At 66.1% G+C, this 16677-nt stretch carries 21 protein-coding genes; 10 read left to right on the top strand and 11 right to left on the bottom strand.

All coding sequences use genetic code 11. The features are described 5' to 3' along the window. Entirely contained in the window at positions 1-2607 is a 2607-nt protein-coding gene (gene clpB, locus FBY20_RS22050; RefSeq protein ID WP_128828563.1) for an ATP-dependent chaperone ClpB, read from the bottom strand. Positions 2608-2745: 138 nt separating this feature from the next. Here clpB and FBY20_RS22045 point away from each other — a divergent pair, with 138 nt between their 5' ends. From FBY20_RS22045 to FBY20_RS22015, 7 genes are all read left to right on the top strand, one after another. Further along, the gene (locus FBY20_RS22045; protein ID WP_142054598.1) at positions 2746-3192 is read left to right on the top strand and encodes a gamma-glutamylcyclotransferase; all 447 of its coding nucleotides are present in this window, start codon (positions 2746-2748) and stop codon (positions 3190-3192) included. A 97-nt stretch (positions 3193-3289) separates the two neighbouring features. Then, positions 3290-4018 (top strand): fumarate/nitrate reduction transcriptional regulator Fnr, encoded by a 729-nt coding sequence (gene fnr / locus FBY20_RS22040; protein ID WP_056324138.1) that lies wholly within the window; start codon positions 3290-3292, stop codon positions 4016-4018. Between the two features lie 14 nt (positions 4019-4032). Further along, positions 4033-5184, top strand: a complete 1152-nt coding sequence (locus tag FBY20_RS22035; protein WP_142054596.1) for a hypothetical protein — start codon at positions 4033-4035, stop codon at positions 5182-5184. Positions 5185-5256: 72 nt separating this feature from the next. Next, entirely contained in the window at positions 5257-5694 is a 438-nt protein-coding gene (locus tag FBY20_RS22030; RefSeq protein ID WP_056324133.1) for a metalloregulator ArsR/SmtB family transcription factor, read from the top strand. Beyond that, entirely contained in the window at positions 5595-6044 is a 450-nt protein-coding gene (locus FBY20_RS22025; RefSeq protein WP_142054594.1) for an SRPBCC domain-containing protein, read from the top strand. The genes FBY20_RS22030 and FBY20_RS22025 overlap by 100 nt, the downstream gene beginning before the upstream one ends. 51 nt (positions 6045-6095) lie before the next feature. Further along, entirely contained in the window at positions 6096-6797 is a 702-nt protein-coding gene (locus tag FBY20_RS22020) for a thioredoxin family protein (RefSeq protein WP_142054592.1), read from the top strand. Further along, the gene (locus FBY20_RS22015; RefSeq protein WP_255452442.1) at positions 6748-7233 is read left to right on the top strand and encodes a hypothetical protein; all 486 of its coding nucleotides are present in this window, start codon (positions 6748-6750) and stop codon (positions 7231-7233) included. The genes FBY20_RS22020 and FBY20_RS22015 overlap by 50 nt, the downstream gene beginning before the upstream one ends. Here FBY20_RS22015 and FBY20_RS22010 read toward each other — a convergent pair. From FBY20_RS22010 to FBY20_RS21980, 7 genes are all read right to left on the bottom strand, one after another. Continuing rightward, on the bottom strand, positions 7214-7546 hold the full coding sequence (locus tag FBY20_RS22010; RefSeq protein WP_056324123.1) for a 2Fe-2S iron-sulfur cluster-binding protein: 333 nt from the start codon (positions 7544-7546) through the stop codon (positions 7214-7216). The two genes, FBY20_RS22015 and FBY20_RS22010, sit on opposite strands and share 20 nt — an antisense overlap. A gap of 24 nt (positions 7547-7570) precedes the next feature. Further along, positions 7571-8158: an NUDIX domain-containing protein gene (locus FBY20_RS22005; protein ID WP_062840630.1), complete on the bottom strand. Its 588-nt coding sequence runs from the start codon at positions 8156-8158 to the stop codon at positions 7571-7573. A gap of 85 nt (positions 8159-8243) precedes the next feature. Continuing rightward, entirely contained in the window at positions 8244-9497 is a 1254-nt protein-coding gene (locus FBY20_RS22000; RefSeq protein ID WP_062840629.1) for an Hsp70 family protein, read from the bottom strand. 76 nt (positions 9498-9573) lie between these two features. Further along, positions 9574-9894, bottom strand: coding sequence for a hypothetical protein (locus tag FBY20_RS21995; RefSeq protein WP_056324115.1), 321 nt, complete (start codon positions 9892-9894; stop codon positions 9574-9576). Positions 9895-10047: 153 nt separating this feature from the next. After that, entirely contained in the window at positions 10048-10272 is a 225-nt protein-coding gene (locus FBY20_RS21990) for a DUF3820 family protein (RefSeq protein ID WP_056324642.1), read from the bottom strand. Positions 10273-10277: 5 nt separating this feature from the next. Further along, positions 10278-10826 (bottom strand): cysteine hydrolase family protein, encoded by a 549-nt coding sequence (locus tag FBY20_RS21985; protein WP_056324114.1) that lies wholly within the window; start codon positions 10824-10826, stop codon positions 10278-10280. A 9-nt stretch (positions 10827-10835) separates the two neighbouring features. Beyond that, entirely contained in the window at positions 10836-11315 is a 480-nt protein-coding gene (locus tag FBY20_RS21980) for an OsmC family protein (RefSeq protein ID WP_056324111.1), read from the bottom strand. A gap of 200 nt (positions 11316-11515) precedes the next feature. Between FBY20_RS21980 and FBY20_RS21975 the strand changes: the two genes are divergently transcribed. Both FBY20_RS21975 and FBY20_RS21970 read left to right on the top strand, forming a co-directional pair. After that, complete coding sequence (locus FBY20_RS21975) at positions 11516-11941, top strand: copper resistance protein NlpE (protein ID WP_056324109.1); 426 nt, start codon at positions 11516-11518, stop codon at positions 11939-11941. 81 nt (positions 11942-12022) lie between these two features. Beyond that, a complete protein-coding gene (locus tag FBY20_RS21970) occupies positions 12023-12778 on the top strand; it encodes an ABC transporter substrate-binding protein (RefSeq protein ID WP_142054590.1) in 756 nt (251 codons plus the stop codon). A gap of 66 nt (positions 12779-12844) precedes the next feature. On the opposite strand, the gene FBY20_RS21965 is transcribed toward FBY20_RS21970, so the two are convergent. Continuing rightward, positions 12845-13177, bottom strand: coding sequence for a zinc ribbon domain-containing protein (locus FBY20_RS21965; protein ID WP_142054588.1), 333 nt, complete (start codon positions 13175-13177; stop codon positions 12845-12847). Positions 13178-13186: 9 nt separating this feature from the next. Next, on the bottom strand, positions 13187-14416 hold the full coding sequence (gene fmdA, locus FBY20_RS21960; protein ID WP_142054586.1) for a formamidase: 1230 nt from the start codon (positions 14414-14416) through the stop codon (positions 13187-13189). A gap of 264 nt (positions 14417-14680) precedes the next feature. On the opposite strand from fmdA, the gene FBY20_RS21955 reads away from it, so the two are divergent. Continuing rightward, complete coding sequence (locus FBY20_RS21955) at positions 14681-15049, top strand: hypothetical protein (protein ID WP_142054580.1); 369 nt, start codon at positions 14681-14683, stop codon at positions 15047-15049. 60 nt (positions 15050-15109) lie between these two features. On the opposite strand, the gene FBY20_RS21950 is transcribed toward FBY20_RS21955, so the two are convergent. Continuing rightward, positions 15110-16600, bottom strand: a complete 1491-nt coding sequence (locus tag FBY20_RS21950) for an aminotransferase class V-fold PLP-dependent enzyme (RefSeq protein WP_142054578.1) — start codon at positions 16598-16600, stop codon at positions 15110-15112. Between the last annotated feature and the right edge of the window lie 77 nt (positions 16601-16677).

Below are 16677 nucleotides of genomic sequence, written 5' to 3'. Positions count from 1 at the left end.
TTACTGCAAGGTGCGGGTGAAGACGAACTTGCCGTCCTGCCAGTCGACCGGCACCACGTCGCGCGGGCCGAACCTGCCTTCCAGGATCAGGCGCGCCACCGGGTTTTCGATCTGCTGCTGGATCGCGCGCTTCAAGGGGCGCGCGCCAAACACCGGATCGAAGCCGGAGCGGGCCAGTTCCGCCAGCGCCGGTTCGGTCACTTCCAGCCGCATTTCCTGCTTTTCCAGGCGTTCGCCGAGGCGGCGAAGCTGGATGCGGGCAATGGACTCGATGTGCTGCGCTTCCAGGCCATGGAACACCACCACTTCGTCGATGCGGTTCAGGAACTCCGGCCGCAGCGTCTGCTTCAGCTCATCCCACACCACTTCCTTGACCACGTCGTACGGTTGGCCGGCCAGCGTCTGGATATGCTGCGAACCCAGGTTGGACGTCATCACGATGACGGTGTTGCGAAAGTCCACGGTGCGGCCCTGGCCATCGGTCAGGCGGCCGTCGTCCAGCACTTGCAGCAGCACGTTGAACACGTCCGGATGCGCCTTTTCGACTTCGTCCAGCAGCACCACGCTATAGGGCTTGCGCCGCACGGCCTCGGTCAGGTAGCCGCCCTCTTCGTAACCCACGTATCCCGGCGGCGCGCCGATCAGCCGCGCCACCGAATGCTTCTCCATGAACTCGCTCATGTCGATGCGGATCATGTGCTCTTCGGAGTCGAACAGGAACTCGGCCAGCGCACGGGTCAGTTCGGTCTTGCCGACGCCGGTCGGCCCCAGGAAGAGGAACGACCCATACGGACGCGCCGGATCGGCCAGCCCGGCACGAGAGCGGCGGATGGCATCGGACACCAGGCGCACGGCCTCGTCCTGGCCCACCACGCGCTTGTGCAGGAATTCTTCCATGTGCAGCAGCTTTTCGCGTTCGCCCTGCATCATCTTGGACACCGGAATGCCGGTGGCGCGCGAGACGACTTCGGCGATTTCCTCGGCGCCGACGCGGGTGCGCAAGAGGCGCGGACGGGTTTCGTCGCCTTCCGCGTTTTCAGCGGCCTCGGCGGCGCCCACTTCGGCGGCCTTCAGGCGCGCCTCAAGGTCCGGCAACTTGCCGTACTGCAGCTCGGCCAGCTTGTCGAACTGGCCCTTGCGCTGCAATTCCGCCATCTCGGCGCGGACGTTGTCGATCTCTTCCTTGATGGCCTGCGTGCCCTGCACGGCGGCCTTCTCGGCCTTCCAGATCTCCTCGAAGTCGTTGTATTCGCGCTGCAGCTTTTGCAGCTCGTCCTCGATGACGCCCAGGCGGCGCTTGGACGCGTCGTCCGTCTCCTTCTTGACGGCCTCGCGCTCGATCTTGAGCTGGATGATGCGGCGGTCCAGCTTGTCCATCACTTCCGGCTTGGAGTCGATTTCCATGCGGATGCGCGCGCCGGCCTCGTCGATCAGGTCGATGGCCTTGTCGGGCAGGAAGCGGTCGGTGATGTAACGATGCGATAGCTCGGCCGCCGCCACGATCGCGGGGTCGGTGATCTCGACGCCGTGGTGGATTTCATAGCGTTCCTGCAGACCGCGCAGGATGGCGATGGTGGACTCCACGTCGGGCTCGTCGACCAGCACCTTCTGGAAGCGCCGCTCCAGCGCCGCATCCTTTTCGATGTACTTGCGGTATTCGTCGAGCGTGGTCGCGCCAATGCAGTGCAGCTCGCCGCGCGCCAGCGCCGGCTTGAGCATGTTGCCCGCGTCCATCGCGCCTTCGGCCTTGCCCGCGCCCACCATGGTGTGCAGCTCGTCGATGAAGACGATGTTGCGGCCGTCGTCCTGGCCCAGCTCTTTCAGCACGGCCTTCAGGCGTTCTTCGAACTCGCCGCGGAACTTGGCGCCCGCCAGCAGCGCCGCCAGGTCCAGCGACAACACGCGCTTGCCGCGCAGGGTCTCGGGCACCTCGTCGTTGACGATGCGCTGCGCCAGTCCTTCGACGATGGCGGTCTTGCCGACGCCGGGTTCGCCGATCAGCACGGGGTTGTTCTTGGTGCGGCGCTGCAGGATCTGGATGGTGCGGCGGATTTCGTCGTCGCGGCCGATGACCGGGTCGAGCTTGCCCTGGCGGGCGCGCTCGGTCAGGTCAAGCGTGTACTTGGACAGGGCTTCGCGGTTGGCCTCGCCTTCCGCGCCGGAGACGTTCTCGCCGCCGCGCACGGCGTCGATCGCGGCTTCCAGGGCCTTTTTCTGCAGGCCCGCCTCGCGCAGGATGCGGCCGGCCTCACCCTTGTCGTCGGCCAGCGCAAGCAGGAACAGTTCGCTGGCGATGTAGGTGTCGCCGCGGCGGGCGGCTTCCTTGTCGGTGCGCGTCAGCACGCCTTGCAGGTCGCGGCCCACCTGGACGTTGTCATCGCCCTGCACTTGCGGCAGCGACTTGAGCGCCGTCTCCAGGGCGGGGCCCAGACGGTTTACCGCAACGCCCGCCCGCGCCAGCAGGCTGCCGGCGCCGCTGTCGGGATCCGACAACAGGGCGGACAGCACGTGAACGGGTTCGATATAGGGATGATCGTTGCGGGCGGCCAGACTTTGCGCGTCGGCGAGCGCTTGTTGGAACTTGGTCGTAAGTTTGTCGAATCGCATAATGGTCGTATTGGCTTGTGGGGAGCCTGACCGATACGTGCCGGCTGGCTCGATAACCTGAATATGTGGCCGGATGAGACAATTTCAACACCCGGCGCCCTTCATGGTCGTTTTCGACGTGCAGCAGCAAACCTAGCGATGAGCATATACGTTTTTGTGTACGGAACCCTACGGGCAGGCGAAATCAACGACCTCGCCCGGGCCGCCGCACGGCGCGGCCTGCCCCCGGCCAGCCATGTCGGCGCCGCCAGCGTGCCCGGCATGCTGGTCGATTTTGGCGACTGGCCCGGACTCATCCCCGTGGACGACGGCCGGCGGGTCCGCGGCGACGTCTTCCGGGTGGGCCCGGCGCTGCTCGCCCTGATGGACGAGATCGAGGAATACGAGCCCGGCAAGCCTTGCTGCTTCGTGCGCAGGACGGTCTGCGCCCGCCTTGAAGGCCCCGGCGAACCCCTATTGCTGCACTGCGAGTACTACCCGATCGATCCCGCGTGGCGAGCCACGGCGGTCGATGTCGCCGGGGACGACTGGATCGTCCACCGTGTTTCCCGGACAACGCCGGACGACCGGAAGGGCCCCTCGTAAGACGTCCGTAGTAACAACGGACTACAATAGACGCCTGTCTCGTGCTTCACACCCGTTCCGGCGCCCGCCGCGCAATGGGCACTCTAAAGGTCATCGTATGCAAAAACGGGTCCCCATTGCCCCTGATGCCGCCCACTGTTCCACGTGCATGCTGGGCCATGTCTGCGTCCCCGTGGGCATGGCAGCCGCTGAAGTCGAAAAGCTGGACGAGCTGGTGAAAGAACGCGTCCGCGTCGAAAAAGGCAAGACGCTCTACTCGCTGGATCATCCGCTGGACGCCGTGTACGGCGTGCGCTTCGGCAGCCTCAAGACGCAACTTGAAGACGCCACCGGCCAGATCCAGATCACCGGCTTTCACCTGCCCGGCGAGATCGTCGGCATGGACGGCATGCTGGACGGCAAGCACGTGTCGGCCGCCGTGGCGCTCGAAGACTCCGAGGTCTGCGTCATCCGCCTGAACGAAGTCGATCGCGTGGCCTCGCACCTGCCCTCGCTGCAGCAGCAGTTCCGCCGCCTCATGAGCCGCGAAATCACGCGTTCGCACCAGATGCTCGCGTCGCTGGGCTCCATGCGTTCGGAACAGCGCCTGGCCGCTTTCCTCCTGAACCTGTCGCAGCGTTATGCCTCGCTGGGCTATTCCTCGACCGAGTTCGTGCTGCGCATGAGCCGCGAAGAAATCGGCAACTACCTGGGCCTGACGCTGGAAACGGTGAGCCGGCTGTTCTCGCGTTTTGCGCGCGACGGTCTCATCAAGATCAACCAGCGCGAAGTCCGCATCCTGGACCTGCCGGCGCTCAAGCAACTGCTGGGACACGAGAGCTGCTGAGCAGTCGCCGCGCCATGCGCCGCGCGCCTGCCCTCCTGCCTGCCGCGCTGGCGGTGGCCGCCGTGCTGGCATTTGCCAGCGCGCACGCCCAGACGCCGCTGCCGGACCCTTACGACTACGACGAAGCCACGCCCGCGCCCAAGCGCGCGGCGCCGCTGCGCTGGCAGACCGTTGAACTGGGTCGGCCCGGCCACCGGTACAAGATGCCGGTCTACGCCAACCGCGACCTGACCAAGGACGATCTGCGCGGCATCAAGCAGGTGCTCATCGTCATCCACGGCGTCAAGCGCGACGCCGATCAATACTTTGAGACCGCCGCGGCCCTGGTCGCCGCCGACCCGGCGCGCGCCGGCGACACGCTGGTGCTCGCCCCCCGGTTTTCCGGCTCCATCGACTCCGGGTTTGCCGGCATGGCCGCCTGGCGCAAGGCCAGCTGGGAAGACGGCCAGGAAAGTGTCCAGGCCGCCGGCCGCCCCGCCCCCGTCGCCTCGTTCCAGGTCCTGGATGATTTGCTGCGCAGCCTGAACGACCGCAAACGGCTACCGTCGCTGACCGGGCTGGTGCTGGCCGGCCATTCCGCCGGCGCACAACTGGTGCACCGGTACGCGGTGCTGAACAATCTGGATGGCGCACTGCGCCGCGACGGCCTCACGCTGCGCTACGTGATTGCCAATCCGTCGTCCTACCTGTACCTGACCAACGAACGGCCCCGCGCCGACGGCAAGGGCTATGCGCCGTACGAGCGCGGCATCTGCCCGACCTACAACCAGTACAAGTACGGCACCGACAAGCTGCCCGCCTACGCCCGCGAAACCGACGACGCCACGCTCTTCGTGCGCTACGCCGCGCGCGATGTGGTCTACCTGCTGGGCGGCGCCGACAACAACCCCGAACACCGCCTGCTGGACAAGGCCTGCGGCGCCGAAGCCCAGGGTGCCACCCGGCTGGCGCGCGGCACGGGCTACGTCCAGTACGAACACGTACTGGCCGCGCGCGGCGGCAAGCCCGTCACCCTGCGCCACACCGCCTTCGAAGTCGGCGGCGTCGGCCACGACGGCAAGCGCATGTTCGGGTCGATCTGTGGCGTTCGGGCGCTGCTGGGCGGCGACGCCCAGGCTAGCCGCACCGCCGCGGCCTGCGACATCATCAAGCCTCGCGCCAAATAAGCGCTCCCCCTAGGGAAATTCCGCAGCCTCCCGCCTTGACAGGCGTTCGTGGCAGGCCTAAAACTTAACCTTATGGTTAAGTTAAATGATGACGCGCTCGATGCCATCTTCTCCGCGCTGGCCGATGGCACGCGGCGCCGGGTGCTGGCCGACCTGGAAAACGGCACTGCCTCGGTCAGCACGCTGGCCCAGCCGCATGCCATGTCCCTGCCCGCTTTCATGAAACACCTGCGGGTGCTGGAAGACGCCGGACTCATCGCGCGCGCCAAGGACGGCCGGGTCGTAAGCTGCACGCTGTCGGCCAAGCCCCTGGGCGACGCCGCCAACTGGCTGGCGCGCTACGAGAAGTTCTGGACGGGCCAACTGGATTCGCTGGCGCGATACCTGTATCACGAAGAGGAAATCCATCCATGGAAAACCGACTCTCCCCCATCGAGTTGCGGCTCCAGCGACGCTTTGACGCCCCCGTCGAACGTGTCTGGCGAGCCTGGACGGACCCGCAAGCGCTGATGCGCTGGTTCGGCCCGGCAGGCACGCAGCGCGTGCTGCTGGCCGAAACCGACGTGCGGGCGGGCGGCGCCTATCAAGTGGGCTTCGTCACCGCCGACGGCGCGGAGCACTACGCCAGCGGCCGCTATCAGGAGGTCGCGCCGCATCGCCGCCTGGTGTTCACCTGGGCGTGGCGCGACACCCCGCAGGAAGTCTCGTTGATCACCCTGGAATTCACGGCGGCGGGCGCCGGCACCGAACTTGCCTTCCTGCAGACGCCCTTCGTCGACGAAGCCACGCGCGACGGCCACGAAGACGGCTGGTCGGGCGCCCTGGACCGGCTGGCCAATCACCTGGCCGGCGCGGCCTGACGCTGAACCCCAGCCCGGGCGAACGCGCCCGGCACGAAGAGGAGACGTACGATGCAAACCGATCATCCCGTCGTATCCCGCAACGAATGGCATATAGCGCGCGAGACGCTCTTGCGGCGCGAAAAGGAACTGACCCGCGCCACCGACGCCCTGACGCGCGACCGCATGGCCTTGCCGTGGGTGCAGGTGGACAAGCCCTACCTGTTCGAAGGCGCGCAGGGGCCGCAGCGCCTGCAGACCCTCTTTCACGGCAAGCGCCAGCTCATCGTCTATCACTTCATGTTTGGTCCGGACTGGGAGGAAGGCTGCGTGGGTTGCTCGCTGCTGGCAGACCACCTGGACAGCGCGCTCCTGCATCTGCGGCACCACGACGTGTCGGTGGTGGCCGTCTCGCGCGCGCCGTATTCCCGGCTGGCCGCGTTCAAGGTCCGCATGGGCTGGGCATTTGACTGGTATTCCTCGGCGGACGGCGACTTCAACTTCGATTTCGGTGCGTCCGTGCCGCAGGCGGATGGCACGGTCGAGGAACGTCCTGGAGCCAGCGCCTTCTTCCGTGATCCCGACGGCGAGATCTTCCACACCTACTCGGCCTTCGAACGCGGCGTGGAGCGGCTGGCCGGCGCGTACAACTATCTGGACATCGCGCCGCTGGGCCGCAATGAAAACGGCCCGTATTTCGACGTACGCGACTGGGTGCGCCACCATGACCAATACGGCGACGTCCCCCGCCACGCCTGCCACGGCCAGCGCTAAGCCGCCGGCCACGGCCGGCATGGCGCGCCTCTGGCTGGCCTGCCTGGCGGCCATGGGCGCCGGACTGGTCGTGGACACATGGCGCACGCCTGCCGCGCTGCTGGCCAGCGAATGCGGTGCGCCGGGCACCCTGGCGCAACTGGCATGGCGGCACGCGGCGCTGATGCCCGCCAGTTCCGCCGCGATGGCGCCGGCAGCGCTGCTGCCTTGGTCCTGGCTTCCCTGGTCCCGGCGTCCGGGGGCAAAAACGCCGCTGGCAAGCCGCCTGCTATGCCTGATCCTGATGGCGATCGGAATGGTGCTGGGCGCGCGCCTGGGCGTTCAAACGGCGCAGGCGCTGGGAACCGCACCTTTTTGGGGAATGGTGTTGGGCATGACCGCCGGCATGGCCGCCGCGCTGCTGCCGGTGGCCGCGCTCAACGCCTGGCGCCGGTAAGCGGGCGGACGGCGGGCGGCCGCGCCTCGATTGGCGCCGCGCCGGGCGCCTGGATCTCCAGCGCGGACGTCGCCTGCGCCACGCACGGCAGGATCCAGCCCTCTTCTTTTTCGTCCCGCGACAGGCCAGGCCATTCGACGCCATACACGACCGATCCCTCGACCAGCAGGCACATGCAGGCACGGCACGTGCCATTGCGGCACGAACTGGGCAGCTTGATGCCCGCCGCCTGCGCGGCCAGCAGCACGGACGTGCCGGCGGGCGCCTCAAAGCGCAGGCCTGCCGGCTGGACAAGAACGGGGTACGAGGACATGGGCGTCGGGACGGCGGCCGCCGTTCAGGCGGCGTTGTCCTGCCAGTCCAGCTTCCAGGCGCCGGACAGCACGTTCTGCATCCACAGCACGCAGGTCAGGGTCTTGGCGTCCGTGACCTCGCCCTGGCTGCAGGCGGCGATCAAGTCTTCGGGGCGCGTGCTGATCACGTCCAGGAATTCATCCTGGTCGAGCTGGCGTTCCCCCGCCTGCAGGCCGCGCGCAAAGAAGATGTGAATAATTTCGGTGGAATAGGCGATCGCCAGATGCAAGGCGCCGGCATGGGCCCATTGGGCGGCCGTATAGCCCGTTTCCTCTAGCAATTCGCGCTTGGCGCATACCAGCGGATCCTCGCCCGGGTCCAGCTTGCCGGCCGGAAACTCCGTCATGACGCGCCCGATGGGATAACGGAACTGGCGCTCGAGCAGCACCCGGCCGTCGTCCAGCAGCGGAATCACCACCACCGCGCCCGGGTGCACCACGTACTCGCGGATGCCGGTGTGGCCATTGGGCAGGCTGACGGTGTCGCGGCGGATCTTCAGGAAGCTGCCGTCATACGGCGCCTCGCTCGCGAGCAGCGTTTCGACGAGATGGGTATCGGCGGGTCGGGTCATGAGGACGTCTGGATCATGGACAGGATGGGGCGGTTGGCCGTGCGAGGCACGCCTGGCAGCTTACCATCGCCCCGCCGGCCACCGGTCAGCCGAACTTGCGCGCCGCGTCCAGCGCGAGGCCTGCCCCGATGCTGCCAAACAAATCGCCTTCCACGCTGCGCGCCTCGGGCACCAGCCGGGACACGCTTTCGCGCAGGCGCGGCACGCGGCTGGAGCCCCCGGTAAAGAACACGGTGTCCACGTCCGCCGTGGACACGCCTGCATCACGCAGCAGCTGGCCCACGGTGGTCTCGACCTTGTCGATCAACCGCCCCACGCATGCGTCGAACGACGGGCGCGTCACCTCGACGCCCAGGTCCGGCGAGACGCGCGACAGGTCGATACGCGTGGCGGGCGCGTCCGACAGCGCGATCTTGGCTTCCTCGACCTGCACCGCCACCCAGTGGCCCGCACGCTCCTTGACCAGGTTCAGCAGCAGGTCGATCTTCTGGCGGTCGCCGGCCTCGGCGCGGATGTAGGCAAAGTGCTCGGCCGCCTTGCGCGTGTAGGCCTGGTTGATGGTGTGCCAGCAGGCCAGATTGCCGTACTGCGTCGACGGCACGTCCTTGCCGCTGCGCAGCTGGCTGCCCAGGCCCAGCAGCGGCATCACGTGCGCCAGGCTCAGCTGCTTGTCGAAATCGACCCCGCCGATGTGCACGCCGCCATAGGCCAGGATGTCGTCGCGGCGGTCGGGCTTGGCCGCACGGTCCGGTCCCAGCCGGATCAGCGAAAAGTCCGACGTACCCCCGCCAATGTCGATCACCAGCACCAGTTCTTCACGGCTGATCTGCGACTCGTAGTCGAACGCGGCCGCCAGCGGCTCGAACTGAAATTCAATGTCGGTAAAGCCCACGCTGCGTGCGATCTCTTCCAGCGTGTCCTGCGCCGTCTGGTCGGCGGCGGGATGGTCGTCCACGAAGAACACGGGACGGCCCAGCACGGCGCGGGTAAAGCCGCGCCCGGCGGCCGTTTCGGCGCGCGCCTTCAATTCGGCGATAAAGCGCGTCAACAGCACACGGAACGGAATGGAGCGGCCCTGCACTTCGGTCGAGCCGTCGATGAGCGAGCTGCCCAGCAGGCTCTTCATCGAGCGCATCAGGCGCCCGTCGTAGCCAGCCAGGTAGTCGGAGATGGCCGCCCGGCCATAGCTGACCTCGGCGTCTTCGTCATGAAAGAAGATGGCCGACGGCAAGGTGGTCTTGCCGTCTTCCAGCGTCAGGAGCGCATGTTGGTCGGGACGGCTCCAGCCGACGGTGGAATTGGAGGTGCCGAAGTCGACGCCGCAGGCGGTGGAAATCATGGGAATTCAGGCGCTTAGAGCAAAACGGCGCACAAGTGTACCCGCTCTGGCTCCGGCCCTGGATTCCCACCCGCTTCTATTGCTGCTGGCGGCGCTGCTCCAGTTCGCGCAGGCACTGCTCCAGGCCGGCCTGCATCTGCGTGCGCGACGTGGCGGCACGGTCAGACACCGTGCGGCAGCGCTGGAATTCGGCCTGGCTTTGCGGCGTATCGCGGATCACCACCGGCGGCGTCTCGGGCGTGACCGTCATGCGCAGCGTCGACGGCGGCGACAGGCTGCCCTGGCTGGACGGAAACTGCATTTCCTGCGTCGTGCCGGGCACGGCGTTCTGGGCTTGGGCGGCGCCCGCCGCGCACAGGGCAGCAAGCAGGAAGGCAGAGACGTGGTGTTTGTTCATGGAAACCTCTTCGATAAGTCAGCGCCCGGTCCGATGGCCGGCTGCGACCCTATCGTATTACGCGGCGTGGCGCCCGCGTCGTGCCAAGACGCTACACGGAAGCCGCCAGTTGTTTCCTCGCATTTCCGGTCAGCCCCGCTTGCCGGATTGCCCTCAAGATGGGCGCCGCGATTGGCGCAACGGATCCAGCAGCGACGACAGCCCGTTATGGTCCAGTTCGTGCATCAGCGCCAACAGGCGCCCCAGCTCTCCAGGCGGAAAGCCCTTGCGCGCAAACCACGCCAGATAAGGCCCCGGCAGATCGGCAATCAGCCGCCCCTTGTATTTGCCGAAGGGCATGTCGCGCGTGACCAGCAGCGACAGCAGTGCCGGGTCCATCACGTTCATCGCGGCCCGCCGCCGGCAAAGAGTTCGGCGGACGGCACCGCGGCGATCTTCACGCCAAAGCTCGAAATGTCCGGCAGCGTCGCGTTGTGGTGCGCCCGGATCTGCGCGCCATCCGCGTGCGGCTTGTCGTGCGTGGTGTGCGCATCGGCCGCCAGCGTCACGGGCAAGCCCAGCCCCGCCGCGCGCCGCACTGTGGTGTCCACGCAGAACTCCGTGGCGTAGCCGCATACAACTAGTTGCGTTACGCCCCGGTCCGCCAGCACAAGCGCCAGATCCGTGCGCAGAAACGAATCCGGCGTCGTCTTGCGGATGCGGATGTCTTGCGCGGAGGTCGCCAGGCGCGTGTCCAGATCCCATCCCGGCGCGCCATGCGCAAGGTCCGAGCCGGGGCTTTCATGCTGAACATAGATAACCGGCACGCCGGCCGAGCGGGCGCGTGCGGCCAGCGCGTTGATGCGCGACAGCACCTGCTCGGCCTCGAAAGGCGGCGGCGAGGTTTCGAACAACGCGCGCTGCACGTCGATCACGATAAGAGCGGTATTCATGGAATGTGGTCAGGAGGCAGACTGGATCACGATGCGTGGCTCGCACCGTACCGGAAAATTCACGGAATTGGCAATGAAGCAGAAATGGTGCGCGCGCTCGTGCAGCGCTTGCGCCAACGCGGCGTCGCCGCCCGCCGCGATCGTGACCTGGGGTTTGAGCGTGACCGAGGCAAACGCGCCGCCGCGCTTCGGGTCCTCCACCATGACGCCTTCGGCCTCGTCCCGGTAGGCCTGCACGGTCACGCCTTCGACCGCGCAAAAGTGCAGATACCAGAGCTTGTGGCAGGCCGACAACGAGGCCACCATCATGTCCTCGGGATTCCAGCGCGCGGGGTCGCCGCGAAAGGCCGGGTCCGACGATCCGGGCACGTCGGGCTTGCCTGCGGCCCGGATCAGGTGGTCTCGAGAATAGGCCGCGTAGCCGGCCGTGCCGGCGCCGGTGTTGCCGGTCCATTCGACAGAAACTTTGTAATGGTGTTCGCCTTTCATGCCTGTCGCCCTATCGCTGCGCCGGCAGCCCGATGCCGCCTCCCGCGCAAGGAACGCCGAGCTTAGCGCAGGCCTGCTTGTCCCGGTTGGCCAAACTGGCGGCGCTGCGGTCTTACATCCCGTTTCAGCATCGGACAGTTACTGTCCGTATCGTGAAAACTCGTCTGGCCGTCCGTCAGGCCGTCACACAGGAGCTCGCCATGATGAAAACCACCCTGACCTGCACCCTGAGTCTTGCGCTGCTTGCGGGCTGCGCCCCGTCCAAGCCGATCACCGCCCGCTCCGTGCCGGTGGACAACCACACCGCTCGCAATTCCCTGGATTGGCCGGGCAGCTATGAAGGCGTGCTGCCCTGCGCCGATTGCCCCGGCATCCGCACGCGCCTGACGCTCATGAAGGACGGCCGCTACGAGAAGCTGACGCAGTATCTCGACCGCCAGCCCCAGCCCGAAGTCGTGTCGGGCACCTTCAGCTGGGAGTCCGACGGCAGCACGATCCGTCTGGACGCCGCGGGCGACAGCCAGCGTTACTTCGTCGGCGAGAACCAGGTAACGATGCTGTACCGCGACGGCACGCGTCCCACCGGACCGCTCGCGGGTCATTACGTGCTGCGCCGCGCGCAATAAGGCATCGCGCCGCTGCGGGCTTTGGGGCTATCCTCTGGCATCGACCGCGCCCGGCGGCGCGTCCCCTCCCGCAAGGAAGCCATGAAGACCGATCACGAACTGCTGTCTGCCTTCGCCCCCACGGGCGTGCTGCGCGCGTCCATCAACCTGGGCAATCCCATTCTCGCGAACGCCGACCCCGCCACTGGCCAACCTGGCGGCGTGTCGGTAGACCTGGCGACCGAACTTGCGCGCCGGCTGGGCGTGACACTGGAACTCGTCGTCTTCAAATCGGCGGGCGAATCCGTCAGCGCGGTGGCCGCCGAACAGGCCGACGTCGGCTTTTTCGCGATCGACCCGCTGCGTGGCGAGCAGATCGCCTTCACGGCGCCGTATGTCGTCATCGAAGGCGCGTACCTCGTCCGCCAGGACTCGCCGATTGCCGCCATGGACGAAGTTGACCGTGCGGGCCAGCGCGTCGTCGTCGGCAAGGGCAGCGCCTATGACCTGTACCTGACGCGCGAACTCAAGCAGGCGGAGATCTTTCGCGCCCCCACCTCGCCCGCCGTCGTCGACACCTTCTTGAAGGAAAACATGGAAGTTGCCGCAGGCGTCAAACAGCAGCTCGAAGCCGACGCGCAACGTCTGGGCGGCTTGCGCCTTCTGGACGGCCATTTCATGCTGATCCGCCAGGCCATGGGCGTGCCCAAGCGCCGCGGCGACAAGGCCAGCGCCTACCTGTCGGCCTTCGTCGAAGCCATGAAGAAATCCGGCTTCGTCGCCGAGGCGCTGGCGCGCCACCAAATCCAGGGCGCCGCCGTGGCGCCGCTGGAACCGGCCGCGCAGTCGCAGACCTAGTCGTAGGCGCGGGAACGCCGCACGGCCGGGCGTCTTCGAACAGCGGCCCGGCCGGCGGCGATCGGGCTAGTGGCTGATCATCCAGGGCCTTGCGCCCGCGAATGATTTTGCGCCATCGCCCGACGTGCGCGTCCGGCCCCGCGAACGCCCGCCGCTGCAGCACCCGCAGTTCATGCCGTGCCCCGCCCGCGTGCTGCGCGGCTCGTTGGCGCTGCGTTCATTGGCCGCGTGCGCCCGGTTCATCGCCGAGGACAGCGCAGACACCGCCGGTGCACCCGCCACGATGCGGCCCGACGGCACCCCACACTGCGGGCATGCGGCCGGATCCCGCCACTGCGCCAAGGACCGCAACACGGCAAACTCGCCGCAATCCGCGCAGGCATAGTCATACATCGGCATCGTCGTCTCCTACAAATCGCGCGACAGCGGCATATCGACGTCGCCCTTGATGTGCTTGACCGGTCCGCTGGCCGACGGCTGAATGTCGAAATCGAAAATCTCCGTCGGCAACCAGAGCGTCGCGCACGAATTGGGAATGTCGACCACGCCGCTGATGTGCCCCTGCACCGGCGCGCAACCCAGCAGCGAATAGGCCTGCGCCCCCGAATAGCCGAACTTCTTCAGGTATTCGATGGCGTTCAGGCACGCCTGCCGGTAGGCCACGTTCACGTCCAGGTAATGCTGCTTGCCAGCCTCATCGACCGAAATGCCTTCAAAAATCAGAAAGTCCTTGTAGGCCGGCGTGATTGGACTGGGCTTGAAGATCGGATTGCGGATCGCATACTTGTCCATGCCGCCCTTGATCAGCGACACGCGCATGTGCACCCAGCCGGCCATTTCGATCGCGCCGCAGAACGTGATCTCGCCGTCGCCCTGCGAAAAATGCAGATCGCCCACCGACAACCCGCCGCCCTTCACATACACAGGAAAAAACACCCGCGCCCCGCGCGACAGGTCCTTGATGTCGCAATTGCCGCCATGCTCGCGCGGCGGAACCGTGCGCGCCCCCTCGCCCGCCGCGCGATCGCGGTCCGCGCCCTGCAACGCGCCCATGTGCGCGGTCTTGGGCGCAGGCGGATTGGCCAACGGCGGCACGCGATTCGGATTGGTATCGATCAGCGCCTGCTCACGCCGGTTCCATTCGTCCAGCAGCTTGCGGTCCGGCAGGCACCCGATCAGTCCCGGATGAATCAGACCCGCGAAGCTCACGCCCGGAATATGCCGCGACGACGTGAACATGCCGTGAAAATCCCAAATGGATTTCTGCGCATGCGGAAAATGATCCGTCAGAAACCCGCCGCCATTGTTGCGGCTGAAAAACCCATTGAACCCCCACAGGCTGTCGGACTTGGCGCCGATATCCAGCAGGTCGACCACCAGCAGGTCCCCCGGCTCCGCGCCCTCCACGCCCACGGGCCCGGACAGAAAGTGCACGGTGGACAGATCCACATCCCGCACATCGTCGGCGCTGTCATCATTCTTGATCGCGCCGCCCGTCCAGTCGTAGGTTTCCAAAATGAAATCGTCCCCGGGCTTGACCCACACCGCCATCGGAATATCCGGATGCCAGCGGTTATGGATCTGCTTGTTGTCGTAGGGGGATTGTTCCAGATCGACACTGATAAGCGTGTTGGTCATTCTCTTTCATCTCCGTCGTAAAGCGTTGATAAAACAGAAGGGTTGACCGCTGGCTGCTTACATGGAAGCGATAAGCGCACACCCGGGCTTCGTGAGCCAATGATCTGGAAACGACGGTAGGACAGTTTGAGACATCGGTAAACTGGCTTTTTGCACAGTGCACGACGCCTGCGCCGCAAATGGCTGGGGCAGCGCGCCAGGAATGCCGATCAAGCAACAGTTATGATGCAAGCCGATCATCGCGCTACATCAAGGTTTTCCAGCATGCCCGTACTCCATCGCCCGTTACTCGGCATCGCACTACTCATCACCGCGTGCGCCAGCGCGCCCGCCTTTGCCGACGACGGCTGCATCGCGCGCGTCGATGCGGAGCTGGCCCGCATCAAACAGGCGCAAGACGTCCAGCGCACGCGCGAGGCCGCCAATAATTTGGAATTGAACCGGGAGCTTTGCCAAGGCCGGCTGGACCTGCTGGACGCGCGCTTTGCGCTCAGCGACGACTTTGAAGCCTGCCGCCGCGACGGTGTGCAGTTTTCGGATCAGGTCACGCGCACGCTGACGGGCGCGTCCGACGATCTCACGGACATGAAGGCGTCGTGGATCCGAACCTGCGGCCTGCACATGAAGAATTGAACGCGGGCCTGCGGTTGCGGCCGTTCCAGCGCCGCAACCGCAGTCATCCCCTAGCGCACGTCAAGCCGCCTTCTTTTGGGCGTCATGCGGAAAGAAAATGGCGCGGCTGGGATCAAAGCCATAAAGGTGCGCGTATTCCGTGGCGTCGGCCGCCAGTGCCAACACCGATTCCAGAATGAAATCCGCCTTCGCGTCCGACAGCAACGCACTGAAGTTCAAGCGCACAAAGCCGGGTTTTTCGATTTCCCGGCCATCCAGAATGGCCTGCCGCATCTGCAAAGACTGCGCGTCATCGATTTCCAGCAGACGATGCACGTACGGACCCGCGCACGCACATCCGCCACGAGCCTGAATGCCAAAACGGTCGCTCAGCATCCGCGTCACCAACTGCTGATGCACGAACCCGCCCTTGCCGTCGCGCACCCGGAAAGAAAAGATCGGCAGGCGATTTGCGGTCAACGACCCCAACAGTTGCAGGCGCTCGGGGCCCTTCCACGCCGCCAGCGCCCGCTGCACGAAATGCGCATGGCGCTGCTGCATGAAATCCGCGCCCAATGCTTCCTTGACCAGCACCACCAACGCGGCGCGGATGTCCCCCACCACGTTCGGCGTACCTGCTTCCTCACGCGACTCCAGGCTGCCGCTGTAGTCATGACCCACGGGCGACACGAACTTCACCGTGCCGCCACCCGGCCACGTCGGCGTCGTATCCAGCACCGCATCGCGGCGCACGATCAGGACGCCCGAGGCACCCGGGCCGCCAATGAACTTGTGCGGCGAAAACACGATGGCGTCGATCTGCGCATCAGGCGCCGGCGACATGCGGATCGGCAGGTACGGCGCGCCGCCTGCATAGTCCCACAGCATCTTCGCGCCGGCTGCCTTCACCCGCCGCGTGATGCCTTCGACGTCCGCCACGATGCCCGTCACATTCGACGCCGCCGACAGCGCGCACACGACCAGCGCGCCCGCCGGCGCGTCCAGCGCTTGAGCCAGTTGAGCCAGATCCGGCCCGCCTTCGGCGCTTTCTTCCAGTTCGACGATGTCAGCGCCGCATTCGCGCCATGGCAGGATGTTCGAATGATGTTCGTAGGGTCCGATAATGACCCGGACCTTCCGGCCAGCCGCCACCGCCGCCTTCACGCCAAACAGATTCACCAGCCGGTTGATGCCGGCCGTAGCGCCCGAGCCCGAGAAAATCACCGCGTGTTCGTCGCCCGCCCCGCAACCGCGGCCAATCGCCGCACGCGCCTCGCGCCGCAGACGCGTAATGAAGCCGCCGCAGAACGAGGCTTCGGTGTGCGAATTGGCGTAATACGGAAGCACCTGTTCCAGGACAAAGCGCTCGACCTGAATCAGCGCACGGCCCGACGCCACGTAATCGGCGTAGACAAGCGGCTTGGAACCAAACGGTCCGTCAATGCTGGCGTCCTTTCCGATAAGCCCGTCGGCAAGCGCGGCGGCTATATCGGAAGTCTTCAAGCTGTCCTGGAACTGCTGCAAAGGCGAAGCCGGGGCGCCTGCGGGCGCACCGGCGAGGGTCGTATTCATGGGGCGATAGATCCGAAAAGTTCGGAAATATCATACGATGGATGCCAAGATGAAACATCACCGTTTTTTTGCCTATA

This window comes from Achromobacter sp. SLBN-14 (assembly GCF_006715415.1).
GTDB lineage: Bacteria > Pseudomonadota > Gammaproteobacteria > Burkholderiales > Burkholderiaceae_B > Achromobacter > Achromobacter mucicolens.
Note: the sequence above shows the minus strand (reverse complement) of the source record. Positions and strands in the feature narration are given on the sequence as shown.